The organism is Proteinivorax hydrogeniformans, from assembly GCF_040515995.1.
Classification (GTDB): domain Bacteria; phylum Bacillota; class Proteinivoracia; order Proteinivoracales; family Proteinivoracaceae; genus Proteinivorax; species Proteinivorax hydrogeniformans.
This window is the reverse complement of record NZ_CP159485.1, coordinates 167,738-189,589: the sequence shown is the minus strand read 5'-3', so window position 1 is coordinate 189,589 and position 21,852 is coordinate 167,738. Positions and strand designations below refer to the sequence as shown.

The following is a 21,852-nucleotide window of genomic DNA, read 5'->3' as shown; positions in this document are numbered from 1 at the left end:
ATTAGGCACCCCCTAAAAGCTTACGTAGTTCTTTTTTTATGTCTTTGGTTGTGTATATAGATGGGTCGATGTCTATGCCTTTTTGATGCAGTTTTACAGCTAGGTTTGTGACTTCTGGCACCCCGAGCCCTAGGTTTATTAGCTCTTTCCTTTTGGCAAAAACTTGCTTGGGTGTATCGTCGATAAAAATCTTTGATTTATCCATCACAATTATTCTGTCCACTAGTTTTCCTATCTCGTCCATGCTGTGAGATACCAAAATAATTGTTAGATTTAGTTCTTTGTGTAGCTGCTTTACTTTGCCTAAAATCTCCTCTCTTCCTTTTGGATCTAAACCGGCAGTGGGTTCATCTAAGATTAGATATTTAGGCTCCATAGCTAGCACTCCTGCCAAAGCAACTCTTCGCATTTGGCCTCCAGAAAGTTCAAAAGGTGAGCGATTTTTAACTTGTTCATAGTCAAGGTTTACCCAATGTAGAGCTTTTTTAGCCCGTTCGATCGCTTCAGCTTCTGTTACTCCGAGGTTTTTAGGTCCAAAGGCTACGTCCAAAGATACGTTTTCTTCAAATAGTTGGTGTTCAGGGTACTGAAAAACAAGGCCAACTTTTTTTCGCACCTCTCTTAGCTTGGTGTTGGAAGATGTAAGGTCAAGGCCGTCTACGGTGATTGTTCCTCTTGTTGGCTTTAGCAGGCCGTTTAAATGCTGGATTAAGGTGGACTTACCAGAACCTGTATGACCGATAACTCCTAAAAATTCGCCATGGGATATCGTCGTGTTTACATTGTCTAAAGCTTTCACTTCAAAGGGTGTATTGGGTGAGTAGATATGACTTAAGTTTTTGATTTCTATGGACATAAATAGTTCACCAACTCGTCTATTGTTGTGATGTCATTTGGGACAGCGTATCCCTCTTTATTAAGGTCATAGGCTAGTTCTGTAGCTATTGGGACATCTAAACTTAAGTTACGAAGCTTGTCTACCTGGCTAAAAATTTCCCTAGGCTTTCCTTCCATAACTATGTTGCCATTTTCCATCACTATTACTCGGTCAGCTAACGCAGCCTCGTCCATGTGATGTGTTATATGAAGGACGGTTATTTTCTCATTTTTATTTAAGTTTTTTACAGTCTGCATAACTTCTCTGCGGCCTTTTGGATCTAACATTGCTGTAGGTTCGTCTAATACAAGACATTTTGGACGCATAGCTAGCACTCCTGCTATGGCGATCCTTTGCTTTTGTCCACCAGATAGCAAGTGAGGGGCGTGGTTGCGATAACGTTCCATACCTACTTGCTTAAGTGATTCGTCTACTCTTTGAATAATAGTTTCTTGATCAAGACCTAAGTTTTCAGGGCCAAAAGCAACATCTTCTTCGACCATTGTGGCGATTATCTGATTATCAGGGTTTTGAAATACTAGACCTACCTTTTGCCTTATGTCCCAATAGTTGTCGTTGGTAAGTTTTTCGCCCTCTATAGTGACCGAGCCACTAGAGGGTTCTAATATTCCGTTTAAATGCTTTGCAAGGGTTGATTTGCCAGAGCCATTATGGCCTATGATTACGACAAATTCTCCCTGCTCTATAGTTAGAGACACTCCATTTAATGCAGTGACTTTATCTTCTGAGTCTTTGTTGTAGTAGTGATATAATTTTTCGATTTGTATTATTTGTTCCATGGTTAACCTCCCTTTTGGGAGCCATTTTAGTTGGCTACATAATATTTAAAAAGACAGGCTAAAACAGTTATCGGTTATAACCGTTTCCGATTATAACCGTTAACTGCCCCATGTCCTGTCAACTTAGCTTTTAGTTAAACTAGCTCTATAATTACTTGTTCTGCTGCGTCTCCTTTTCTAGGACCAATTTTTACAATCCTAGTGTAACCACCGTTTCTTTCGGCGTATTTAGGAGCTATATCATTAAACAGATTGGCTACTACTTCTTTTTCTAGAATAAAAGCTGCTGCTTGTCTTCTAGCGTGTAGGTCGCCACGTTTCCCAAGAGTTATCATTTTCTCTACTAAAGGACGAATGTTCTTAGCCTTGGTTTCGGTAGTAGTAATTCTTCCTTCTTTAAGTAGAGACGTAGTTAAGCCTCGTAATAAAGCTCTTCTTTGGTTTGTTGTACGTCCAAACTTGCTGTGTGCCATCTAATATCCCCTCCTTTATTCATCCTCTTCTCTTAGGGATAGTCCTAGTTCTTGAAGTTTTTTGTGTACTTCTTCTAAGGATTTCCTACCAAGGTTTCTAACCTTCATCATGTCGCCTTCACTTTTTTGAACTAGCTCCTCAACATAGTTGATACCAGCTCGTTTCAAACAGTTATAGGATCTAACGGAGAACTCTAGGTCTTCGATTGGCATTTCGAAAACTTTTTCCTTTTCATCTTCTTCTTTCTCCACCATGACCTCAATGTCACTTACAGTGTGGGTTAGATCGATAAAAAGCTCTAAATGTTCATTCATGATTTTAGCAGCAAGACTGATTGCTTCATCTGGTCTGATACTGCCATCGGTTAAAACCTCAAGGGTCAACTTATCAAAGTTAGTTATTTGACCAACTCGTGTATCTTCTACAGAGTACTTAACTTTTTTAATTGGAGTAAAAATTGAGTCAACAGCTATTACTCCGATAGGCTGATCGCCAATGTCATTTTTCTCTGCAGGAACATAGCCTCTCCCTGGTGCTACGTTAATCTCCATGGCTAGGTTTGTACCTTCCGATGCATGAGCTATTACATGGTCTGGGTTTAGTATTTCTACATCGCTGTCAGCGGTGATGTCTCCCGCTGTGATTACCCCAGAACCTTCATAGTTTAACTGCAACGTTTTTGGTTGTTGACTATGAATCTTAAGACTAAGTTCTTTAAGATTTAGCACAACCTCCGTTGTATCCTCTTTTAAACCGTTAATTGTGGAGAACTCATGGGGGACTCCTTCAATTTTGACACTGGTGACAGCAGCGCCTGGTAAAGAAGATATCAAAATTCTTCTTAAAGAGTTGCCTAATGTATGTCCGTATCCCCTCTCTAAAGGTTCTACGACAAATTCACCATAGGTATTGTCTTCAGAAATTTTCTTGCATTCAATTGTGGGTTTTTCAATTTCTATCAAGTTTATACCCTCCCTTTCTCATTAAATATGGAGTTTTCGAGGGCTGCTAGTTAACTAAGCTTATCTAGAGTAAAGCTCTACAATTAAGTGTTCTTCGATTGGCATATCGATGTCTTCCCGCTTAGGAGCAGCTACAACTTTACCTGAAAGTGACTCAACGTCCCTCTCTAACCATGCTACGGTGTTTTGAGTAGCAGCGATTTCCTTGATTTCCTTGAATCTAGGAGAATTTTTGCTTTTCTCTTTAACCTCAATAACATCTCCAGACTGGACTTGGTACGAAGGAATGTTAACTTTCTTGCCATTTACTAAAAAATGTCCGTGGTTAACTAGTTGTCTAGCTTCCACTCTAGAAGCTGCAAAACCTAGACGGAAAACAACGTTGTCTAATCTTTGCTCTAGAAGTTGAAGTAAGTTATCACCAGTAACTCCTGGTAGTCTATTAGCTTCTTTAAAGTAGTTTCTAAACTGCTTTTCTAGCACTCCGTAGACTCTACGAACCTTCTGTTTTTCTCTAAGCTGTAATCCGTACTCAGATACTTTTTTTCTTGATTGACCGTGCTGTCCTGGAGCATAAGCTCTACGATCTACGGCACATTTTGGCGTATAGCATCTTTCGCCTTTTAGAAATAGTTTGGTGCCTTCTCTACGACATAAACGGCACACGCTTTCAGTATATCTTGCCATATCTTTTCATACACCTCCTATAATATGTTATACACGACGGCGCTTTGGTGGTCTACAACCGTTGTGTGGTATTGGTGTTACGTCTCTAATAGCGCTAACTTCAAGACCTGCTGCCTGAAGCGCTCTAATAGCTGCCTCTCTACCAGAACCAGGACCATTTACAGTAACTTCAATGTACTTAAGTCCATGTTCCATGGCTGTAGCAGCTGCAGATTCTGCAGCAGTTTGAGCAGCAAAAGGAGTGCTTTTTCTTGATCCTTTAAAGCCCATAGCTCCTGAACTTGACCATGCAAGTGTGTTACCCGCTACATCTGAAAGTGTTATAATTGTGTTATTAAAGGTTGAATGAATGTGGGCTGCGCCACGTTCTATATTCTTCCGTTCTTTACGCTTTGGACGGGTGCTTCTACGTGCCATTTGTTAGTCCCTCCTTTAACCTATTTTTTTCTAATACCGCTCTTTTTCGGTCCCTTACGGGTACGAGAATTGTTTTTTGTGTTTTGACCTCTAACTGGTAAACCTTGACGATGACGACGTCCACGGTAACTGCCAATTTCAATTAGTCTCTTAATATTCATGGCGTTTTCGCGGCGAAGGTCACCTTCAACAGTTAAGCTCTTATCTATTTCTTCTCTAAGTCTATTTACCTCTTCATCGGTAAGGTCTTTTACCCTAGTATCTGTACTGATACCAACAGCGCTTAGAATTTGACTAGAAGTGGTTCTTCCAATCCCATAGATATAGGTTAGGCCAATTTCCACTCTCTTATTCTTGGGTAAGTCAACCCCAGCAATTCTGGCCATACTGACACCTCCTATTTTCTAACCTTGTTTTTGTTTATGTTTAGGGTTTTCACAGATAACCATTATTCTACCATTTCTTTTGATAACTTTGCATTTTTCGCAAATTGGTTTAACTGATGGTCTTACTTTCATTTGTCTACCTCCTTTGCCCTATGGACTATTTGTGGCGTATTGTGATTCGTCCTCTAGTAAGGTCGTACGGAGACAGTTCTACAGTTACTTTATCTCCAGGTAGTATTTTGATAAAGTGCATTCTGAGTTTACCGGATACATGGGCCAGCACTTCATGGTCATTCTCTAATTTCACTTTAAACATAGCATTAGGAAGTGTATCAACTACTTCCCCAACTGTTTCAATTACATCTTGTTTTGCCATACGGCTAAAACCTCCTTTTATAGGCCGGTTATAAGTTCGCTTTGTTTTGGTTAATAAATTGAACTACTGCACTGTCTTTTATAGGACCGTGCAAGATAAAACCAGTCTTCTTTTTTGTAATAGGAGTGATATGCTTTATGTTTTTCGCCTTAGGCTTTTTGGTTGTTCTTTTGTTGCCGTCAACCAACAGCACTCTATCACCCTCTATAGCCATTGCTATATACAACTTCCCTAGATCACGCCCTTTATTTGAGCGCACTAGTTGTCCTATTTGTATATCAGTCAAGGATATACTCCCCTCCTTTAAACCCTAAAACTAGCAAACAGTCATTATCTTTGGACCGTTTTCCGTTATAACTATGGTATGCTCAAAATGAGCCGACGGCTTTTTATCTAGTGTAATCACTGTCCAACCATCTTTTAAAGTTTTAACTCGATGAGTACCTAAGTTAATCATAGGTTCGATCGCTAAAGCCATACCTGCCTTAAGCCTTGGTCCCTGGCCTTCTTTGCCGTAGTTGGGGATTTCAGGAGCTTCGTGCATATCTTGACCGATGCCGTGCCCAGCATAGTCTCTGACTATTCCGTAGTTAAAGCGTTCTACATGCTGTTGGATTGCAGCAGAGATATCATATAGGCGGTTTCCTACTGTGGCTTTTTCAATTCCTAGCATTAAAGATTCTTCAGTAACTTTTAGCAATTGTTTTATCTCTGAGGAAATTTCTCCTACAGCATATGTTTTCGCTGCATCGCCATGGTAGCCATTTACCTTTGCTCCAATATCGATACTAATAATATCTCCATCTTTTAGGGTTTTACCCCCTGGAATTCCATGAACTACCTCTTCGTTGACGGATGCACATATACTAGCAGGAAACCCATGGTATCCTTTAAATGCAGGCTGCGCTCCTTTAGAAAGGAGGTAGTCTTCCACAATGTTATCCAACTCTTTTGTTGTTACCCCTGGCTTTATGGCCTGTGAAACAACTTTATGAGCTTCAGCAGTAATACGTCCTGCTTCGGCCAAAAGCCCTATTTCTCTACTGGATTTAATTATTATCATTCCCAGTACTCCTTAGGGCTTTTTTAATTTGTTCAAATACGCTTTTTATAGAGCCGGCGCCATCAATGTTAGCAAGCTTACCTTTCTCTTCATAATAGTTAATAAGCGGAAGGGTTTGCTCGTTATAAACAGCTAGGCGCTCTTTAGCAGTATGTTCTTTATCATCATCTCTTTGGAAAAGTTCGCCACCGCAACTGTCACACTTACCCGCTTGGGCTGTATTGTTGAACAAAACGTGATAGGTTGAGCCACATTCTTTACAAACTCTACGGCCTGTTAGCCTATCTATAAGGTCTTCGTGACAAACCTCTATATTAATTGCTCTATTTAACGGAGATTTTAGTTCATCTAAGATTTTGTCTAATGCCTCGGCTTGAGCTTTTGTTCGAGGAAATCCATCTAACAGAAACCCTTGGTCACAGTCACCTTTACCTAGACGCTCTGCTACAATGCCGATTACGATTTCGTCAGGGACAAGCTTTCCTAAGTCCATGTAACCTTTTGCTTTTACGCCCATTTCTGTCTGTTGTTTGACCGCTTGCCTAAACATATCTCCTGTGGATATATGAGGTATGTTATATTGTTGTGCTATTTGTGTCGCCTGCGTACCCTTACCGGCACCAGGCGGTCCTAGTAAGATTAATCTCATTATTTAGCCTCCCCTATGGGTTTAGCTCATAAACCCTTTGTAGTGACGCATTAGCATTTGACTTTCGATTTGCTTCATAGTTTCTAGGGCCACACCTACTACGATTAGTAACGATGTTCCACCTATGCCGATGTTTATTCCATCAACAAGTCCACCTAGAATGAACGGAAGCATAACGATAAGTGCTAAGAAAATAGCTCCTACAAGGGTAATTCTCGATAGTATAGTTTGGATGTGACCTGCTGTAGGTCTTCCAGGTCTAATTCCAGGGATGAATCCACCGTTTTTCTTCATGTTATCTGCCAGATCCTCTGGATTAACAGTGATGGCAGTATAAAAGTAAGCAAAGAAAACGATTAGAACCACTTGAAGTATCTGACCAGAAATGCTTCCTATTTCGAAGAAACCTGCGATTGCCGATACAACTGCATTGTCGGTAAACTGTCCTATAGCGGACGGGAACATCAAAATAGAAGTAGCAAATATTACTGGGATTACTCCAGCTTGGTTTACTTTTAACGGAATATGAGTTGCTTGGCCACCATACATCTTACGGCCAACTACTCTTTTTGCATACTGCACAGGAATTCTTCTTTCACCTTCCTGGATGTATACAACACCTGCAACAACCATAACTGCAACCAGTAAAAGTAATGCAACTGCAAAAATAGAAACTGTTCCTGCCGCTAATAGTTGATAATACTGGGTTACAGTAACTGGCAGCTGAGATACAATACCGGCAAAGATTATCAAGGAAATACCATTTCCAATGCCTTTTTCGGTTATTTGCTCACCTAGCCACATTAAAAAGGCAGTTCCAGCTGTTAAACTCAGTACAATCAAGGTTATGCTTGTAAACCTCTCAAACGCAGTAAAGTCCCAATATCCGCTTATGGCGTTTCTAAAAGCAAAGCTTAGACCGATTGACTGCACAGAACCAATTATAACTGTCGCATATCTAATAGCTTGTTGAAGTTTCTTCTTGCCTTCTTCCCCTTCTTTTGACCATCTTTCAAAAGTTGGTACAACTACCGTTAGTAGCTGCATAATGATTGATGCGTTAATATATGGCATGATACCCATGGCAAAGATTGAGAAGTTGGCAAAGGCGCCTCCACCAAGTGTGTCAAATAGGCCGATTAAACCATCAACGCCCTCTTCTCCACCACCTAAAATTCCCGGTATCTGCCCGGCATCAACGCCAGGAACAGGGACAAACGTACCCAATCTGAAAACTAATAGCATAGCTAGCGTAAACAGGATCTTGGTACGAATGTCTTTAACCTTCCAGGCATTTCTTAAGGTTTCTAAAAATTTCATTTTATATCACCTCAGTAGTGCCGCCTTGCTCCTCGATTTTCGCAGCGGCAGATTTGGTGAAACCATGAGCTTTCACTGTAAGTTTAACTGAAAGATCACCGTTTCCTAAAACTTTAACACCGTCGCCAATTTTTTTGATTATTTGTTTCTCCAGTAAAAGTTCAGGAGTTACAACGGTTTCTGCTGCGAAATTGTTTAAATCAGATAAGTTTACAATTGACCAATTTTTTGTATATCTTTTATTGTTAAATCCTCTTTTTGGTACCCTCCGTTGCAGTGGTGTTTGCCCACCTTCAAAACCCGGTCTAACACCGCCGCCGCTACGAGAATTTTGACCGTCTTCGCCACGACCTGCAGTCTTGCCTAGACCAGAGCCGGCGCCAAGACCTTTTCTTTTGCGAGCTTTTGAAGCACCTTTCGGTGGTCTTAATTTGTGTAGTTCCATTAAGCTTCGCACCTCCTTTTATGGTATGGTGACTAAATGAGGTTTATTAACCTTCTACTATTTCTACTAGATGAGAAACTTTGTCTAATTTTCCTCTAGTTTGAGGGTTGTCAGGCTGAGTGACAACTTGGTTCAGCTTATGAAGACCTAGAGATTTAACAGTTGCTCTTTGGTCTTTTGACTTGCCAATTAAGCTTCTCACTAGTTTAATCTTTAAAGTGTTAGCCATTTTCAACCCTCCTATTCTAATATCTCTTCTACGGTTTTGCCTCTTAGCTTTGCTACTTGCTCAACAGTACGAAGTTCTTTTAGGCCTGCTATAGTCGCATGGACGATGTTTAACGCGTTGTCAGAGCCTAAAGATTTTGTAAGGATATCTCTAACTCCAGCAACCTCTAACACCGCACGAACTGGACCACCAGCAATAACTCCGGTACCCTCAGAGGCAGGTTTCATGAACACCTTGCCAGCTCCAAATCTTCCGTCTACTTGGTGAGGAATAGTGGTCCCTACCACAGGCACCTTGATCATTTTCTTTTTAGCATCTTCTATAGCTTTTCGGATAGCTTCAGGAACTTCACCGGCTTTTCCCATTCCAGCCCCTACATGACCGTTGCCATCACCTACAACAACTAGTGCACTAAAGCTAAAACGACGTCCACCTTTTACAACCTTTGCTACCCTGTTTATCTTAACAACTCTTTCTGTTAAATCTAAAGTGCTTGGGTCGAAATTTTTCACTTGGTTCCCTCCTTTTCCTAAAATTTAAGTCCTGCTTCTCTAGCAGCATCTGCTAAAGCTTTTACACGACCATGATAAATGTATCCACCTCTATCAAAAACAACGGTTTCGATACCTTTATCTAACGCTCTTTTAGCTACAAGCTCCCCAACTGCTTTTGCACCTTCTGAGTTGCCAGCAGTATCTTTTAGTTCTTTGTCTTGAGTTGACGCAGAAACTAATGTAGCGCCAGTAGTGTCATCTATAACTTGCGCATAAATATTTTTTAGCGAACGAAAAACATTTAATCTCGGGCGTTCGGGGGTTCCAAAAATATTACTTCTTTGCCTTTTGTGTCGCTTTAAGCGAATAACGTTTTTACTTAGTTTTTGGCTCACCCATGCTCACTCCTTTCTTCCGTTGTGCCATTATTTTACCTATTTACCAGTTTTACCTTCCTTACGACGGATATACTCACCCTCGTAACGAATACCTTTTGCTAGGTAAGGCTCTGGCTCTCTGACAGCACGAATTCTAGCAGCCATTTGGCCAACTAGTTGTTTGTCAATACCGCTAACGGTAATCTTGGTGTTCTCAGGAACCTCGATCTCTAGTGTTTCTGGCTGTTCTATTTCAACAGGATGTGAGTAACCAACATTTAGGACTAGGTTTTTACCTTTTTTAGAAGCCCTGTAACCTACACCAACTAGCTCTAGCTTTTTCGAATAGCCGTTGGTAACACCCTCAATCATGTTAGAAACTAAGCTTCTGCTTAGACCATGAAGAGCACGGTGTTTTTTATTATCAGAAGGTCTGTTGACAACCACTTCGTTGTTTTCGATGTTGATATCCATTTCAGGAGAAATTTGGTTTGTAAGTGTACCTTTAGGTCCTTTTACAGTAACTAGGTTGCTATCGCTAACGCTAACTTCTACACCTGTAGGGATACTTACTGGTTTTTTACCAATTCTTGACATGTTTCACACCTCCTATTTCGATGTGGGGCTTTAAACTTCTACCAGATGTAGCAAACTACCTCGCCACCAACGTTTTGTTTTCTAGCTTCTTTGTCTGTCATTAAGCCTTTTGAGGTTGATATTACCGCAACGCCTAATCCCCCTAATACTTTAGGAAGCTCATCTTGACTGGCATACACTCTCAATCCAGGCTTGCTGATTTTCTTTAAACCTGTAATAACTCTCTGACGGTCTGGACCATACTTTAGGTGGATTTTAATTACGCCTTGTTTGCCATCTTCAATCCACTCAAAATCCTTAATAAAACCGCATTCTTTTAGTATTTGCGCTAGGTTGCGCTTCATGTTTGAACCTGGTACCTCTAATGTATTATGAAGAGCCATGTTCGCATTTCTGACCCTTGTTAACATATCAGCAATAGGATCTGTCATAGTCATCTGTAAAAACCTCCTTCCTTAGACTCTGGTTTTACCAGCTGGCTTTTTTTACGCCAGGAATTTCACCTTTATACGCTAATTCACGGAAACAGATACGGCACATGCCAAAGTCTCGCATATAGGCGTGAGGACGACCGCAGATTTTACAACGGTTGTATTTACGCACCGAGAACTTAGATTTCCGTTTCTGTTTTGCTATCATTGACTTTTTAGCCACTTCGTTCCCTCCTTCATTTGTGTGTTGACACTAGGATTTAAAGGGCATTCCGAACGCTCTTAGTAGTCCACGGGCTTCTTCGTCGGTTTTTGCAGTAGTTACAACAACCACGTCCATACCTCTAACCTTATCGATTTTATCATAATCAATTTCAGGGAAAATGATTTGCTCCTTAAGGCCTAGGGTATAGTTGCCTCTGCCGTCAAATGCTTTAGCGGAAACACCTCTAAAGTCTCTAACACGAGGCAAAGCCACGTTTACTAAACGATCTAAAAACTCATACATTCTATTGCCACGCAAGGTGACCTTAGTGCCAATCTTCATGTCTTGACGAATCTTAAATCCTGCGATCGCTTTTTTAGCTTTTGTGATAACTGGTTTTTGACCTGAAATGATTTCTAGATCTTTTACAGCAGCTTCTAAAGCTTTTGGATTATCTTTAGCTTCGCCAACGCCCATATTGATAACGATCTTTTCAATATATGGCACTTCCATAACGTTTGTATATCCGAACTTCTCAACCATAGTCGGGATTATTTCTTCACGGTATAAACTCTTTAATCTAGCCAAGATTATTTACCTCCCTTCGAAGCAAAATTACTTATCGATTACTTCGCCACATTTTTTACAGTCGCGAACTTTTTTGCCGTCTTCTAAAAACCTAGCTCCAACGCGGGCAGGTTTGTTACAACGCGGACAAACCAGCTGTACTTTAGCACTGTTTAGAGGTGCTTCCTGCTCAACAATGCCGCCTTGTGGGTTGTTGCGGGTTGGTTTAGCATGTTTTTTCTGAATGTTAACGCCTTCAACTACAACCTTATTGTCACGAGGGATAACTTTTAGTACCTTACCGGTTTTAGCTTTATCCTTGCCTGAAAGTACAACAACTTTGTCGTCTTTTTTAACATGTACTTTAGGAGTCATGTTTTAACACCTCCTCAATTAAATTACTTCTGGTGCTAACGAAACAATTTTCATAAAATCTTTTGTTCTAAGCTCTCGAGCTACTGGTCCAAAGATCCTAGTGCCTTTAGGAGCATTAGTTTCGTTTATAATCACAGCTGAATTTTCGTCGAACTTGATATAAGAACCATCGTTACGGCGTACGCCATAACGAGTACGAACGATAACTGCTCTTACTACTTCACCTTTTTTCACAACACCACCGGGTGTTGCCTCTTTAACAGAAGCCACTATCACGTCACCGATATTGGCCGTACGACGTTTAGAACCTCCTAAAACTTTGATGCACTGTAACTTACGAGCACCGGAGTTATCGGCGGTATTCAACACTGTCTGTTGTTGAATCATTTTACAGCCCCTCCTTTCAACTTAGGTAAACCTTTTATCTACTTAGCTTTTTCGGTTATTTCTACAACTCTCCACCTTTTTGACTTACTTAGGGGGCGAGTCTCCATGATTTTAACGGTATCGCCAATTCTACATTGGTTTTCTTGATCATGAGCTTTAAATTTAGTGGTTCTTTTAATTCTTTTGCCATATAGTTTATGGAATTTCATGGTCTCAACAGCTACTGTAGCAGTTTTGTCCATTTTGTCGCTAACCACTTTGCCAATTCTCACTTTACGGTTATTTCTTTCCTCCATTTAAAGTAGCCTCCTTTCACCTGATATTAAGGCTATTGAGTGTTAATATCTAACTCTCTTTCTCGCATAATTGTTTTTACACGAGCAATATCCCTTCTTACTTGACGGATGCGCATTGGGTTTTCCAATTGCCCGGCCGCCAACTGAAAACGTAGATTGAAAAGTTCTGTTTTCAAGTCATCTAGCTTTTGGGCCAACTCTTTTTCGTTTAGGTTTCTAACTTCATTAGCCTTCATGGTTTTCACCACCCAATTCTTCCCGTTTTACAATCTTACATTTAACTGGCAATTTATGAGCCGCCAGTCTTAAAGCTTCTCTTGCCACCTCTTCGCTTACACCTGCAATTTCAAACATAACTCTGCCAGGTTTTACAACTGCCACCCAGTGTTCAGGAGAACCTTTACCAGAACCCATACGAGTTTCTGCAGGTTTAGCAGTTATCGGCTTGTGTGGGAATATTTTAATCCACACTTTACCACCTCTTTTTATATAACGTGTCATAGCAATACGAGCAGCCTCAATTTGTCTGTTTGTAATCCAAGAAGCATCTAGAGACTGTAAACCATATTCGCCAAAATCAACATTTGTACCAGAATGAGCTTTCCCTTTGATTCCACCACGATGCGGTCTGCGGAATTTAACTCTTTTAGGCATTAACATACTTATCTTCCTCCTTCCTCAGCTTGTTTATCCTTTGCTTTTGGAAGAACCTCACCTTTATATATCCAAACTTTAACACCGATTTTTCCGTAAGTGGTGTCAGCTTCTGCAAAACCATAGTCTACATCAGCTCTTAAAGTTTGAAGAGGTACGTTACCTTCGGTATACCACTCGGTACGAGCCATGTCTGCTCCACCAAGACGGCCGCTACACATAGTTTTAATACCTTCAGCGCCATTTCTTAGGGTACGTCCGATAGATTGCTTCATAGCTCTTCTAAAAGCTACCCTTCTTTCTAATTGAGATGCTATACCCTCTGCAACTAGTTGGGCATCTAAGTCCGGTCTTTTAATTTCCATAATGTTTAGATGAATTTGCTTTTTACCGTTTGACTGATCTACCATACGCTCGATGTTTTTTCTAAGCTTTTCTACACCAGAACCACCTTTGCCAATAACCATGCCAGGTTTTGAAGTGTGGATAGTTATTCTGATTCTGTTGGCAGCTCTTTCAATTTCTATCTTAGAAACTCCAGAGTTTTTTACGTTATCACGAATATATTTTCTAAGCTTGATGTCTTCATGTAGTGTATCCACAAAATCTTTTTTGCCAACATACCATTTGGCATCCCAGTCGCGAATAACACCAACTCTCAAGCCTACTGGATTAACTTTTTGACCCACTATCTATCCCTCCTTTTTCTCCGACACTACAATTGTAATGTGGCTAGTTCTTTTATTGATTCTAGTCGCTCTACCTTGAGCCCTCGGGCGGAACCTCTTTAAGGTTGGGCCTTGGTCAACGTAAGCTTCTGAAATATAAAGGTTGTTTGCATCCATTTCAAAATTGTGTTCAGCATTGGCAACAGCAGAATTTAAAACTTTCTCCAGTTGAGGAGAAGCTGCCTTTGGTGTATGTTTTAGCACCGCTAAGGCTTCCGCAACACCTTTGCCCCTGATTAGGTCCATTACTATCCTGACTTTTCTTGGGGCTATGCGAACATAACGCGCCACAGCTTTTGCTTCCATCTGTAATCCTCCTCTCTAGCGTTAGTTAACACTATTTGAGTCCGCTTGTGCGCTCGTCTCCGCCGTGTCCTTTAAAAGTTCTTGTGGGGACGAATTCTCCAAGCTTGTGACCTACCATGTCTTCACTTATAAAAACTGGCACATGCTTTCTTCCATCATGAACGGCTATTGTGTGGCCGACAAATTCAGGAAATACTGTAGAACGTCTAGACCAAGTTTTAATAACTTTTTTCTCGTCCTTTTTGTTCATTTCCTCAACTTTTTTCATTAAATGCTCATCGCAAAAAGGGCCTTTTTTAAGAGATCTTGCCATGTCTTTTCCCTCCTCTTCACCCTAATTAATAAAGCGCTATTTCTTTTTACGCCTTTTGACAATATATTTGTCACTTGCTTTGTTTTTCTTACGGGTTTTGTATCCTAAAGTAGGTTGTCCCCACGGGGTTACCGGGCTCTTAAGGCCGATTGGGGCTTTACCTTCACCACCACCATGCGGATGGTCAGCAGGGTTCATAACTACACCACGAACAGTAGGTCTTTTGCCTAACCAACGAGATTTACCAGCTTTACCAACTTTAATGTTCTCATGTTCGATGTTTCCGACTTGGCCGACTGTTGCGTAGCAATCAAGATGGATAAGTCTAGTTTCACCAGAAGGCAGGCGTACGTGAGCGTACTTTCCTTCTTTAGCTTGAAGCTGAGCTGAGTTACCAGCAGAACGAACTAGCTGGCCGCCTTTACCCTTCTTAAGCTCGACGTTGTGAATTACTGTGCCTGTTGGGATCTTTCTTAACGGCAAAGCGTTACCCACTTTAATATCAGCGTTTTCACCTGACCTTACAACATCTCCGACTTTTAACTTGCTAGGAGCTATAATGTATCTTTTTTCTCCGTCTACATAGTGTAAAAGTGCGATGTTAGCTGTACGATTTGGATCGTATTCGATAGTTGCAACTTTCGCTTCTATGTCATGCTTGTTTCTTTTAAAATCGATGATTCTATATTTTTGTTTATGACCACCGCCTTGATGGCGAACTGTTAACCTACCTTGAGCGTTTCTACCAGCTTTCTTTTTTAGCGGAGCTAACAAAGACTTTTCTGGCTTAGAAGCGGTAACTTCTTCAAAGGTAGAAATAGTCATAAACCGTTTACCTGGGGAAGTTGGTTTAAAACCTTTTACTGCCATTTTAAATTTCCCTCCTTTACTTGTTTATTCTATTCAAAGATTTCGATAGCCTTAGAGTCTTCACTTAAGGTAACAATAGCTTTTTTCCAGTTTGGTCTGTAACCTGAGTGAACACCCATTCTTTTAAACTTGCCCTTCATGTTCATAGTATTTACATTAGCCACTTTTACATCAAAAAGTTTTTGAACGGCATTTTTGATCTCTATCTTGTTGGCATTTTTGTCAACTTCGAAAGTATACTTGTTATCTGCCATCATGTCATTAGTTTTTTCTGTAATCAGTGGTTTTTTAATGATGTCGCGGGGATCTCTCATTACGCAAACACCTCCTCCACTTTTTTAACCGCTTCTTCAGTAATTATCACGGCGTCGTGGTTTAGGATATCGTAAACATTTAGAGTATCAACAAAAGCAGTGCTAACTTTAGGGATGTTTCTAGCAGATTTGTACACGTTTGAGTCAGCGCCAGATGTAACAACCAAAGTTTTTTTGTTAACTTCTAGGTTGTTTATTAGCTCTACTACCTCTTTTGTTTTCGGTGAGTTGATCTCTAAAGCCTTCAACACTTTAAAGTTGTCATTTTGAACTTTAGTGGTTAAAGCGGATTTCATTGCTAACCTACGCACCTTTTTAGGAACCTTAAGACGGTACTCTCTAGGTTTAGGTCCAAACGCAACGCCTCCACCAACCCATAATGGTGATCTGATTGTGCCGTGACGGGCCCTTCCAGTACCCTTTTGGCGCCAAGGCCTTGCTCCTCCACCGCTAACTTCTCCACGGCTTTTAGTTGAAGCTGTGCCTTGCCTTTTAGCCGCTAGGTGAGCTACTACCACTTTGTGGACTGCAGCTTCACTTGTTTCTATGTCGAAAATTTCTGGGTTTAGTTCCATCTCTGAAACAACTTGCCCTTGAATATCATAAATAGCCACTTTTGGCATTTTACTTCCTCCTTTCATCAAGACTTAGTTACTTAGTCTTGTTAGTATCTCTAAGGAAAACGATGCTACCGTTTTTGCCAGGAACGGCTCCCTTTACTAGCAATAGGTTGCGCTCAGCATCAACTTTAACAACGTCTAAATTTCTAACTGTCACTGTTTCGCCACCCATTCTTCCAGGTAGTTTAGTGCCTTTAAAAACCCTAGCAGGGTCAACTGCCCCTAGCGAACCAGGACCACGGTGATAATGAGAACCATGTGTCATTGGGCCTCTGCTGTAGTTATGTCTTTTAATAGAACCAGAAAATCCTTTTCCTTTAGAAGTTCCAGTTACATCAACAGCTTCTCCCTCTTCGAAGAAATCAGCTTTGATTTCTTGGCCAACCTCTAATGATTCGCCATCTTCTAATTTAAACTCTGCCAGGTGTCTCATAGGTTTAACTCCAGCTTTGTTAAAGTGTCCTTTCATAGCTTTGTTAGCACGAACCTCTTTAACCTCGCCATAACCTAACTGCACCGCTGAGTATCCATCAACTTCTTCATTTCTTTTTTGAACTACTGTACAAGGACCTGCTTCGATGACAGTTACTGGTAGTACTTCGCCATCTTCTGCAAAAATCTGACTCATACCTAGTTTTTTACCGATGATTGCTTTTTTCACGTTTGCCACCTCCCTAAATTAGTACTATAAACATTGTAAAAAGACCTACTTTCTAATGCTAATATTAGGCCTTTGTTTATTATAGCTTAATTTCGATATCAACACCTGCTGGTAAGTCTAACTTCATTAGAGCGTCTACAGTCTTTGGTGTTGGTTCTAAAATGTCAATTAGACGCTTATGTGTTCTCATCTCAAACTGCTCTCTTGAGTCTTTGTACTTATGAACAGCTCTCAAAATAGTATAGATACTTTTTTCAGTAGGTAACGGTACCGGTCCAGAAACCTGAGCCCCTGTCCTTTTAGCGTTTTCTACTATCTTTTCAGCAGACTGGTCTAGTGCTTGGTGATCAAACGCTTTAAGTCTAATTCTAATTTTTTCTGAAGCCATTTCTCTACCTCCCTTTCGCCCATTTTTTTAAACGGACATACTCCGCGAAAATTTCCTCATCTAAAAGGAGCAACCTTTCACATCATCGCTGTCACTATTACACAACCACTATATTATATCGTTTATTTTATAAAAAAACAAGCCTTGACATTTTATAAAATTTATGTTCGTGGTTAAGTAGTTAAAATAAGGAGGGCTACAGACTTAAAGTCTGTAAACCTCCCTTATTTAAGGCTTTTTAATGTTAATAAGCAAAAGTTTTACTTAATAGCTGTTACAACACCAGCACCAACAGTACGCCCACCCTCGCGAATCGCAAATCTAAGACCTTCTTCGATAGCGATTGGAGTAATTAGTTCAACGTCGATTTTAACATTGTCGCCAGGCATAACCATTTCAGTACCCTCTGGAAGAGTTACTACGCCGGTAACGTCAGTTGTGCGGAAGTAGAACTGTGGACGGTAACCGTTGAAGAACGGCTTATGACGGCCACCCTCTTCTTTACTTAGGGCATAAACTTCTGCTTCAAAAGCAGTGTGTTGTTTGATTGAACCAGGCTTAGCAAGTACTTGGCCTCTTTCGATGTCTTCTCTGTTTATACCACGAAGAAGTGCGCCAATGTTGTCACCTGCTTCAGCGCTATCAAGAAGTTTTCTAAACATCTCTACACCGGTACAAACTGTTTTTCTGGTATCCTCTTGTAGGCCGACAATTTCAATCTCGTCGCCAACTTTGATTTGTCCACGCTCAACACGACCGGTAACAACTGTACCACGGCCGGTAATTGTGAATACATCCTCGATTGGCATTAAGAAGTCTTTATCTGTGTCGCGCTCTGGAGTTGGAATGTAGTCATCAACTGCATCCATTAGTTCCCAAAGCTTTCCACACCACTCACACTCTCTAGTTCCGCAACCACACTCTAAAGCTTTTAAAGCAGAGCCAGTTACGATAGGAGTGTCGTCACCTGGGAAGTCGTACTCAGAAAGTAGGTCTCTAACTTCCATTTCTACAAGTTCAAGTAACTCTTCGTCATCTACCATGTCAGCTTTGTTTAGGAATACAACGATGTGTGGTACACCTACCTGACGGGATAGAAGGATATGCTCTCTTGTTTGAGGCATTGGGCCATCAGCAGCAGATACTACTAGAATAGCTCCATCCATTTGTGCAGCACCTGTGATCATGTTTTTAACATAGTCAGCATGGCCTGGGCAGTCAACGTGAGCATAGTGACGGTTTTCGGTCTCGTACTCAACGTGAGAAGTAGAGATAGTAATACCTCTTTCTCTTTCCTCTGGAGCTTTATCAATAGCGTCATAAGCCATTTTGTCAGCTCCACCAGATGTGGAAATTACAGTTGTTAAAGCAGCAGTTAATGTAGTCTTACCATGGTCTACGTGGCCGATTGTTCCAACGTTAACATGGGGCTTTGAACGATCAAATTTTTCTTTTGACATTATTACTCATCCTCCTTAAATACAATAAAATATTTATTTATTACTTGGGGTTAAAATCCCCAAAATTTAAATTACTTTTTTGATTCCATAATTTCTTCTGCAATTGACTTTGGTACTTGGTCGTAATGGCTAAACTCCATAGAGTAGGTTCCTCTTCCTTGAGTTTTAGATCTAAGGTCTGTAGCATAGCCGAACATTTCAGAAAGTGGTACGTACCCTTTGATTACTTGAGCTCCACCTACATTTTCCATGCCTTCTATTCTACCTCTTCTTGAGTTGATATCACCCATTACATCACCCATGTACTCTTCAGGTACAACTGCTTCAACTTTCATCATAGGCTCTAAAATTGCCGGGTCGGCTTTTTTCATAGCCGCTTTGGTACCCATAGAACCCGCTACTTTAAACGCCATCTCAGAAGAGTCAACGTCATGGTATGAACCATCGAATAAAGTAGCTTTAACATCTAGCACTGGGTATCCAGCAAGTACACCATTTTGTAGCGCCTCCTGAATACCATGGTCTACTGAGTTAATGTAGTCTCTTGGTACTACACCGCCAACAACTTTGTCAACGAACTCATAACCTTCACCTGGCTCTTTTGGCTCAAGCTCGATCCAAACGTGACCATATTGACCTCTACCACCAGATTGTCTAACAAACTTACCTTCAGCTTTAACAGCTTTAGTGATGGTTTCTTTGTATGCAACCTGAGGTTTACCTACGTCTGCATCAACCTTGAACTCACGAAGCAGCCTATCAACGATTACGTCAAGGTGTAGCTCACCCATACCAGCGATGATTGTTTGACCTGTTTCTTCGTCAGACCAAGCCTTAAATGTTGGGTCCTCTTCAGCTAGTTTTTGTAGCGAAGTTGACATTTTTTCTTGGTCAGCTTTTGTTTTAGGTTCAATGGCAACAGAGATAACTGGCTCTGGGAATACCATAGATTCTAGGATAATTTGATTGTCTTGGTCACAAAGGGTGTCACCTGTAGCGGTGTCTTTAAGACCTACAATTGCGGCAATATCACCGGTGCGCACTTCAGAAATCTCTTCACGGTGGTTAGCGTGCATTTGAAGAAGACGACCGATTCTTTCTTTTTTACCTTTAACTGGGTTCCATACGTATGAACCAGCTTTTAACACCCCAGAGTAAGCTCTAAAGAACGCTAACTTTCCTACATATGGGTCAGTCATAATTTTAAAGGCTAGAGCAGCAAATGGCTCGTCATCGTCTGCTTTTCTTTCCATCTTCACTTCCTCATCATCTACATCCACACCTTGAATAGCTGGGATTTCAAGAGGTGATGGTAGGTAAGCAACTACAGCGTCTAGCAGAAGCTGAACACCTTTATTTTTGTATGAAGAACCACAAAGTACAGGTACGATCTCGTTGTTTACACAACCTTTTCTTAAAGCATCTTTGATTTCTTCAACAGAAAGCTCTTCGCCTTCGAGATACTTCATCATTAGCTCTTCATCGCCTTCTGCAACAGCGTCTAAAAGCTTTTCTCTGTACTCTTCAGCTTTGTCCTTCATATCGTCTGGAATCTCAGTTTGCTCTGACTTAGTGCCTAAATCATCAATATACTTATGTGCTTTCATTTCAACTAAATCGATGATTCCATCGAAGTTGTCTTCAGCGCCAATTGGCAGCTGGATTGCTACAGCATTAGCTTTAAGTCTATCCCTCATCATTTCTAAACCTCTGTAGAAATCAGCACCTGTAATATCCATTTTATTTACATAAGCGATTCTTGGAACTTGATATTTATCAGCTTGTCTCCAAACTGTTTCAGATTGTGGCTCAACCCCACCTTTTGCACAGAAAACACCAACAGCACCGTCAAGTACACGAAGGGATCTTTCTACTTCTACAGTGAAGTCCACGTGTCCTGGTGTATCGATGATATTCACCCTATGGTCTTTCCATTCGGCAGTTGTTGCCGCAGAGGTGATTGTTATACCTCTTTCTTGCTCCTGGGCCATCCAGTCCATTGTTGCAGCTCCATCGTGTGTTTCACCAAGTTTGTGAACTCTACCGGTATAAAACAATACGCGTTCAGTGGTAGTTGTTTTACCAGCATCGATGTGAGCCATGATTCCTATATTACGGTATTTTTCCAACGGAAATTGTCTCGGCACCACAATTCCTCCCTTCTAGTACTATTTTTTACTATAAAATCTTATAGTATTATTTATGGCGTGATATATCTTACCAACGATAATGGGCAAATGCTTTGTTTGCTTCTGCCATTTTGTGAACATCTTCTCTCTTTTTAACTGAACCTCCCATGCTGTTAGCAGCGTCCATAAGCTCAGAAGATAGTCTTTCCATCATTGTTTTTTCGCCACGTTTTCTAGAGTACTCTACAATCCAACGGATTCCTAAAGTACGTCTACGCTCGGGTCTAACTTCCACAGGAACTTGGTAGTTTGAACCACCGACACGACGAGATTTTACTTCTAAAACAGGCATTACGTTATTCATAGCTTCCTCTAAAACTTCTAGTGGATCTTTGCCAGTGTTTTCTTTTATTCTATCCAAAGCGCCGTACATAATGTTTTGAGCAACGCCTCTTTTTCCGTCCAACATGATTTTGTTGATAAAACGAGATACTAGTTGACTACCGTAAACTGGATCAGGTAGGATATCTCTTTTGGGCACCGGTCCCTTTCTAGGCATAATCACCCCTCCTTTGCTAAATCAATTATTATTTTTTATCTTTTGGTCTTTTAGTACCATACTTAGAGCGTCCTTGGCCTCTATCTTGTACACCTGCGGTGTCTAAAGAACCACGAACTATATGATAACGCACACCAGGTAAGTCTTTTACTCTACCACCTCTAACAAGTACAACGGAGTGTTCTTGTAGGTTGTGGCCGATACCAGGAATATACGCTGTAACCTCAGTACCATTTGTAAGTCTAACCCTAGCAACCTTTCTCAAAGCAGAGTTTGGCTTTTTAGGAGTTAGCGTTGAAACTCTGGTGCACACCCCTCTTTTTTGAGGTGAATCTTCCAGGGCAGGAGCAGTTGATTTTTTAACAACTTCCTTTCTGCCTCTACGAACTAATTGGCTAATTGTTGGCATAGTTGCACCCCCTTCCCCATGGCATAC

At 40.8% G+C, this 21,852-nt stretch carries 38 protein-coding genes; all 38 read right to left on the bottom strand.

Annotation, left to right across the window (positions count from 1 at the left end):
* Position 1 precedes the first annotated feature (1 nt).
* A complete protein-coding gene (locus PRVXH_RS01025) occupies positions 2-856 on the bottom strand; it encodes an energy-coupling factor transporter ATPase (protein ID WP_353893462.1) in 855 nt (284 codons plus the stop codon).
* The gene (locus PRVXH_RS01020; RefSeq protein ID WP_353893461.1) at positions 847-1,677 is read right to left on the bottom strand and encodes an energy-coupling factor transporter ATPase; all 831 of its coding nucleotides are present in this window, start codon (positions 1,675-1,677) and stop codon (positions 847-849) included. The genes PRVXH_RS01025 and PRVXH_RS01020 overlap by 10 nt, the downstream gene beginning before the upstream one ends.
* A gap of 134 nt (positions 1,678-1,811) precedes the next feature.
* Positions 1,812-2,150 carry a 50S ribosomal protein L17 gene (rplQ, locus tag PRVXH_RS01015; RefSeq protein WP_353893460.1) on the bottom strand — a complete coding sequence of 113 codons (339 nt, stop codon included), beginning with the start codon at positions 2,148-2,150 and terminating at the stop codon, positions 1,812-1,814.
* 15 nt (positions 2,151-2,165) lie between these two features.
* The gene (locus tag PRVXH_RS01010) at positions 2,166-3,113 is read right to left on the bottom strand and encodes a DNA-directed RNA polymerase subunit alpha (protein ID WP_353893459.1); all 948 of its coding nucleotides are present in this window, start codon (positions 3,111-3,113) and stop codon (positions 2,166-2,168) included.
* Between the two features lie 60 nt (positions 3,114-3,173).
* The gene (gene rpsD / locus PRVXH_RS01005; RefSeq protein WP_353893458.1) at positions 3,174-3,800 is read right to left on the bottom strand and encodes a 30S ribosomal protein S4; all 627 of its coding nucleotides are present in this window, start codon (positions 3,798-3,800) and stop codon (positions 3,174-3,176) included.
* Between the two features lie 27 nt (positions 3,801-3,827).
* Positions 3,828-4,217, bottom strand: a complete 390-nt coding sequence (gene rpsK / locus PRVXH_RS01000; protein WP_353893457.1) for a 30S ribosomal protein S11 — start codon at positions 4,215-4,217, stop codon at positions 3,828-3,830.
* A gap of 20 nt (positions 4,218-4,237) precedes the next feature.
* Complete coding sequence (rpsM, locus tag PRVXH_RS00995) at positions 4,238-4,603, bottom strand: 30S ribosomal protein S13 (RefSeq protein ID WP_353893456.1); 366 nt, start codon at positions 4,601-4,603, stop codon at positions 4,238-4,240.
* Positions 4,604-4,621: 18 nt separating this feature from the next.
* Positions 4,622-4,735, bottom strand: a complete 114-nt coding sequence (gene rpmJ / locus PRVXH_RS00990) for a 50S ribosomal protein L36 (RefSeq protein ID WP_353893455.1) — start codon at positions 4,733-4,735, stop codon at positions 4,622-4,624.
* A gap of 25 nt (positions 4,736-4,760) precedes the next feature.
* Positions 4,761-4,979 (bottom strand): translation initiation factor IF-1, encoded by a 219-nt coding sequence (gene infA / locus PRVXH_RS00985; RefSeq protein ID WP_353893454.1) that lies wholly within the window; start codon positions 4,977-4,979, stop codon positions 4,761-4,763.
* A gap of 28 nt (positions 4,980-5,007) precedes the next feature.
* Entirely contained in the window at positions 5,008-5,265 is a 258-nt protein-coding gene (locus tag PRVXH_RS00980; protein WP_353893453.1) for a KOW domain-containing RNA-binding protein, read from the bottom strand.
* Positions 5,266-5,295: 30 nt separating this feature from the next.
* Positions 5,296-6,042: a type I methionyl aminopeptidase gene (gene map, locus PRVXH_RS00975; protein ID WP_353893452.1), complete on the bottom strand. Its 747-nt coding sequence runs from the start codon at positions 6,040-6,042 to the stop codon at positions 5,296-5,298.
* Positions 6,029-6,691 carry an adenylate kinase gene (locus PRVXH_RS00970; protein ID WP_353893451.1) on the bottom strand — a complete coding sequence of 221 codons (663 nt, stop codon included), beginning with the start codon at positions 6,689-6,691 and terminating at the stop codon, positions 6,029-6,031. The genes map and PRVXH_RS00970 overlap by 14 nt, the downstream gene beginning before the upstream one ends.
* A gap of 21 nt (positions 6,692-6,712) precedes the next feature.
* Positions 6,713-8,011 (bottom strand): preprotein translocase subunit SecY, encoded by a 1,299-nt coding sequence (gene secY / locus PRVXH_RS00965; protein WP_353893450.1) that lies wholly within the window; start codon positions 8,009-8,011, stop codon positions 6,713-6,715.
* Between the two features lies 1 nt (position 8,012).
* Complete coding sequence (gene rplO / locus PRVXH_RS00960) at positions 8,013-8,456, bottom strand: 50S ribosomal protein L15 (protein ID WP_353893449.1); 444 nt, start codon at positions 8,454-8,456, stop codon at positions 8,013-8,015.
* 46 nt (positions 8,457-8,502) lie between these two features.
* Positions 8,503-8,685 carry a 50S ribosomal protein L30 gene (rpmD, locus tag PRVXH_RS00955; protein WP_353893448.1) on the bottom strand — a complete coding sequence of 61 codons (183 nt, stop codon included), beginning with the start codon at positions 8,683-8,685 and terminating at the stop codon, positions 8,503-8,505.
* An 11-nt stretch (positions 8,686-8,696) separates the two neighbouring features.
* Positions 8,697-9,197, bottom strand: a complete 501-nt coding sequence (gene rpsE, locus PRVXH_RS00950) for a 30S ribosomal protein S5 (RefSeq protein WP_353893447.1) — start codon at positions 9,195-9,197, stop codon at positions 8,697-8,699.
* 17 nt (positions 9,198-9,214) lie between these two features.
* The gene (rplR, locus tag PRVXH_RS00945) at positions 9,215-9,574 is read right to left on the bottom strand and encodes a 50S ribosomal protein L18 (protein WP_353893446.1); all 360 of its coding nucleotides are present in this window, start codon (positions 9,572-9,574) and stop codon (positions 9,215-9,217) included.
* 39 nt (positions 9,575-9,613) lie between these two features.
* Positions 9,614-10,153, bottom strand: a complete 540-nt coding sequence (gene rplF, locus PRVXH_RS00940) for a 50S ribosomal protein L6 (RefSeq protein ID WP_353893445.1) — start codon at positions 10,151-10,153, stop codon at positions 9,614-9,616.
* A gap of 38 nt (positions 10,154-10,191) precedes the next feature.
* Positions 10,192-10,590, bottom strand: coding sequence for a 30S ribosomal protein S8 (gene rpsH / locus PRVXH_RS00935; RefSeq protein WP_353893444.1), 399 nt, complete (start codon positions 10,588-10,590; stop codon positions 10,192-10,194).
* Positions 10,591-10,621: 31 nt separating this feature from the next.
* On the bottom strand, positions 10,622-10,807 hold the full coding sequence (locus PRVXH_RS00930; protein WP_353893443.1) for a type Z 30S ribosomal protein S14: 186 nt from the start codon (positions 10,805-10,807) through the stop codon (positions 10,622-10,624).
* Between the two features lie 30 nt (positions 10,808-10,837).
* Positions 10,838-11,377: a 50S ribosomal protein L5 gene (rplE, locus tag PRVXH_RS00925; protein ID WP_353893442.1), complete on the bottom strand. Its 540-nt coding sequence runs from the start codon at positions 11,375-11,377 to the stop codon at positions 10,838-10,840.
* Positions 11,378-11,404: 27 nt separating this feature from the next.
* Positions 11,405-11,731: a 50S ribosomal protein L24 gene (rplX, locus tag PRVXH_RS00920; protein ID WP_353893441.1), complete on the bottom strand. Its 327-nt coding sequence runs from the start codon at positions 11,729-11,731 to the stop codon at positions 11,405-11,407.
* An 18-nt stretch (positions 11,732-11,749) separates the two neighbouring features.
* Positions 11,750-12,118, bottom strand: a complete 369-nt coding sequence (gene rplN, locus PRVXH_RS00915) for a 50S ribosomal protein L14 (RefSeq protein ID WP_353893440.1) — start codon at positions 12,116-12,118, stop codon at positions 11,750-11,752.
* A gap of 38 nt (positions 12,119-12,156) precedes the next feature.
* The gene (gene rpsQ / locus PRVXH_RS00910; protein WP_353893439.1) at positions 12,157-12,414 is read right to left on the bottom strand and encodes a 30S ribosomal protein S17; all 258 of its coding nucleotides are present in this window, start codon (positions 12,412-12,414) and stop codon (positions 12,157-12,159) included.
* A gap of 32 nt (positions 12,415-12,446) precedes the next feature.
* Complete coding sequence (gene rpmC, locus PRVXH_RS00905; protein ID WP_350343817.1) at positions 12,447-12,650, bottom strand: 50S ribosomal protein L29; 204 nt, start codon at positions 12,648-12,650, stop codon at positions 12,447-12,449.
* On the bottom strand, positions 12,640-13,074 hold the full coding sequence (gene rplP, locus PRVXH_RS00900; protein WP_353893438.1) for a 50S ribosomal protein L16: 435 nt from the start codon (positions 13,072-13,074) through the stop codon (positions 12,640-12,642). The genes rpmC and rplP overlap by 11 nt, the downstream gene beginning before the upstream one ends.
* 2 nt (positions 13,075-13,076) lie before the next feature.
* Complete coding sequence (gene rpsC, locus PRVXH_RS00895; protein ID WP_353893437.1) at positions 13,077-13,757, bottom strand: 30S ribosomal protein S3; 681 nt, start codon at positions 13,755-13,757, stop codon at positions 13,077-13,079.
* Between the two features lie 3 nt (positions 13,758-13,760).
* Positions 13,761-14,102, bottom strand: coding sequence for a 50S ribosomal protein L22 (rplV, locus tag PRVXH_RS00890; RefSeq protein ID WP_353893436.1), 342 nt, complete (start codon positions 14,100-14,102; stop codon positions 13,761-13,763).
* A 31-nt stretch (positions 14,103-14,133) separates the two neighbouring features.
* Positions 14,134-14,415, bottom strand: coding sequence for a 30S ribosomal protein S19 (gene rpsS / locus PRVXH_RS00885; RefSeq protein ID WP_353893435.1), 282 nt, complete (start codon positions 14,413-14,415; stop codon positions 14,134-14,136).
* A 36-nt stretch (positions 14,416-14,451) separates the two neighbouring features.
* Positions 14,452-15,285 carry a 50S ribosomal protein L2 gene (rplB, locus tag PRVXH_RS00880; protein WP_353893434.1) on the bottom strand — a complete coding sequence of 278 codons (834 nt, stop codon included), beginning with the start codon at positions 15,283-15,285 and terminating at the stop codon, positions 14,452-14,454.
* 29 nt (positions 15,286-15,314) lie between these two features.
* Entirely contained in the window at positions 15,315-15,599 is a 285-nt protein-coding gene (gene rplW / locus PRVXH_RS00875; protein ID WP_353893433.1) for a 50S ribosomal protein L23, read from the bottom strand.
* The gene (gene rplD / locus PRVXH_RS00870) at positions 15,599-16,222 is read right to left on the bottom strand and encodes a 50S ribosomal protein L4 (protein WP_353893432.1); all 624 of its coding nucleotides are present in this window, start codon (positions 16,220-16,222) and stop codon (positions 15,599-15,601) included. Before rplD ends, rplW begins: the two co-directional genes overlap by 1 nt.
* A 28-nt stretch (positions 16,223-16,250) precedes the next feature.
* Positions 16,251-16,880: a 50S ribosomal protein L3 gene (gene rplC / locus PRVXH_RS00865; protein WP_353893431.1), complete on the bottom strand. Its 630-nt coding sequence runs from the start codon at positions 16,878-16,880 to the stop codon at positions 16,251-16,253.
* 79 nt (positions 16,881-16,959) lie between these two features.
* Entirely contained in the window at positions 16,960-17,268 is a 309-nt protein-coding gene (rpsJ, locus tag PRVXH_RS00860; protein ID WP_350343808.1) for a 30S ribosomal protein S10, read from the bottom strand.
* Between the two features lie 260 nt (positions 17,269-17,528).
* Positions 17,529-18,728, bottom strand: coding sequence for an elongation factor Tu (gene tuf, locus PRVXH_RS00855; RefSeq protein WP_353893430.1), 1,200 nt, complete (start codon positions 18,726-18,728; stop codon positions 17,529-17,531).
* 71 nt (positions 18,729-18,799) lie between these two features.
* Positions 18,800-20,875, bottom strand: coding sequence for an elongation factor G (gene fusA, locus PRVXH_RS00850; protein WP_353893429.1), 2,076 nt, complete (start codon positions 20,873-20,875; stop codon positions 18,800-18,802).
* 70 nt (positions 20,876-20,945) lie between these two features.
* Complete coding sequence (gene rpsG, locus PRVXH_RS00845; RefSeq protein WP_353893428.1) at positions 20,946-21,416, bottom strand: 30S ribosomal protein S7; 471 nt, start codon at positions 21,414-21,416, stop codon at positions 20,946-20,948.
* A gap of 28 nt (positions 21,417-21,444) precedes the next feature.
* Entirely contained in the window at positions 21,445-21,825 is a 381-nt protein-coding gene (gene rpsL, locus PRVXH_RS00840) for a 30S ribosomal protein S12 (protein ID WP_353893427.1), read from the bottom strand.
* Positions 21,826-21,852 lie beyond the last annotated feature (27 nt).

Excerpts from the sequence above, each read along its gene's own strand:
- secY (WP_353893450.1), bottom strand. The coding sequence starts at position 8,011 with ATGAAATTTTTAGAAACCTTAAGAAATGCCTGGAAGGTTAAAGACATT.
- rpsG (WP_353893428.1), bottom strand. The coding sequence starts at position 21,416 with ATGCCTAGAAAGGGACCGGTGCCCAAAAGAGATATCCTACCTGATCCA.
- rplQ (WP_353893460.1), bottom strand. The coding sequence starts at position 2,150 with ATGGCACACAGCAAGTTTGGACGTACAACAAACCAAAGAAGAGCTTTA.
- rplF (WP_353893445.1), bottom strand. The coding sequence starts at position 10,153 with ATGTCAAGAATTGGTAAAAAACCAGTAAGTATCCCTACAGGTGTAGAA.
- rpmD (WP_353893448.1), bottom strand. The coding sequence starts at position 8,685 with ATGGCTAACACTTTAAAGATTAAACTAGTGAGAAGCTTAATTGGCAAG.
- rpsJ (WP_350343808.1), bottom strand. The coding sequence starts at position 17,268 with ATGGCTTCAGAAAAAATTAGAATTAGACTTAAAGCGTTTGATCACCAA.
- rpsK (WP_353893457.1), bottom strand. The coding sequence starts at position 4,217 with ATGGCACGTAGAAGCACCCGTCCAAAGCGTAAAGAACGGAAGAATATA.
- rplN (WP_353893440.1), bottom strand. The coding sequence starts at position 12,118 with ATGATTCAACAACAGACAGTGTTGAATACCGCCGATAACTCCGGTGCT.
- rpmJ (WP_353893455.1), bottom strand. The coding sequence starts at position 4,735 with ATGAAAGTAAGACCATCAGTTAAACCAATTTGCGAAAAATGCAAAGTT.
- rplP (WP_353893438.1), bottom strand. The coding sequence starts at position 13,074 with ATGTTAATGCCTAAAAGAGTTAAATTCCGCAGACCGCATCGTGGTGGA.
- PRVXH_RS01020 (WP_353893461.1), bottom strand. The coding sequence starts at position 1,677 with ATGGAACAAATAATACAAATCGAAAAATTATATCACTACTACAACAAA.
- rplV (WP_353893436.1), bottom strand. The coding sequence starts at position 14,102 with ATGGAAGCAAAAGCTGTGGCGCGTTATGTTCGCATAGCCCCAAGAAAA.
- tuf (WP_353893430.1), bottom strand. The coding sequence starts at position 18,728 with ATGTCAAAAGAAAAATTTGATCGTTCAAAGCCCCATGTTAACGTTGGA.
- PRVXH_RS00970 (WP_353893451.1), bottom strand. The coding sequence starts at position 6,691 with ATGAGATTAATCTTACTAGGACCGCCTGGTGCCGGTAAGGGTACGCAG.
- rpsQ (WP_353893439.1), bottom strand. The coding sequence starts at position 12,414 with ATGGAGGAAAGAAATAACCGTAAAGTGAGAATTGGCAAAGTGGTTAGC.
- rpsL (WP_353893427.1), bottom strand. The coding sequence starts at position 21,825 with ATGCCAACAATTAGCCAATTAGTTCGTAGAGGCAGAAAGGAAGTTGTT.
- rpsS (WP_353893435.1), bottom strand. The coding sequence starts at position 14,415 with ATGGCAAGATCTCTTAAAAAAGGCCCTTTTTGCGATGAGCATTTAATG.
- map (WP_353893452.1), bottom strand. The coding sequence starts at position 6,042 with ATGATAATAATTAAATCCAGTAGAGAAATAGGGCTTTTGGCCGAAGCA.
- rpsH (WP_353893444.1), bottom strand. The coding sequence starts at position 10,590 with ATGACTATGACAGATCCTATTGCTGATATGTTAACAAGGGTCAGAAAT.
- rplD (WP_353893432.1), bottom strand. The coding sequence starts at position 16,222 with ATGCCAAAAGTGGCTATTTATGATATTCAAGGGCAAGTTGTTTCAGAG.
- PRVXH_RS01025 (WP_353893462.1), bottom strand. The coding sequence starts at position 856 with ATGTCCATAGAAATCAAAAACTTAAGTCATATCTACTCACCCAATACA.
- rpsD (WP_353893458.1), bottom strand. The coding sequence starts at position 3,800 with ATGGCAAGATATACTGAAAGCGTGTGCCGTTTATGTCGTAGAGAAGGC.
- rplW (WP_353893433.1), bottom strand. The coding sequence starts at position 15,599 with ATGAGAGATCCCCGCGACATCATTAAAAAACCACTGATTACAGAAAAA.
- rplB (WP_353893434.1), bottom strand. The coding sequence starts at position 15,285 with ATGGCAGTAAAAGGTTTTAAACCAACTTCCCCAGGTAAACGGTTTATG.
- rplX (WP_353893441.1), bottom strand. The coding sequence starts at position 11,731 with ATGACTCCTAAAGTACATGTTAAAAAAGACGACAAAGTTGTTGTACTT.
- rplO (WP_353893449.1), bottom strand. The coding sequence starts at position 8,456 with ATGGAACTACACAAATTAAGACCACCGAAAGGTGCTTCAAAAGCTCGC.
- rpsM (WP_353893456.1), bottom strand. The coding sequence starts at position 4,603 with ATGGCCAGAATTGCTGGGGTTGACTTACCCAAGAATAAGAGAGTGGAA.
- rpmC (WP_350343817.1), bottom strand. The coding sequence starts at position 12,650 with ATGAAGGCTAATGAAGTTAGAAACCTAAACGAAAAAGAGTTGGCCCAA.
- infA (WP_353893454.1), bottom strand. The coding sequence starts at position 4,979 with ATGGCAAAACAAGATGTAATTGAAACAGTTGGGGAAGTAGTTGATACA.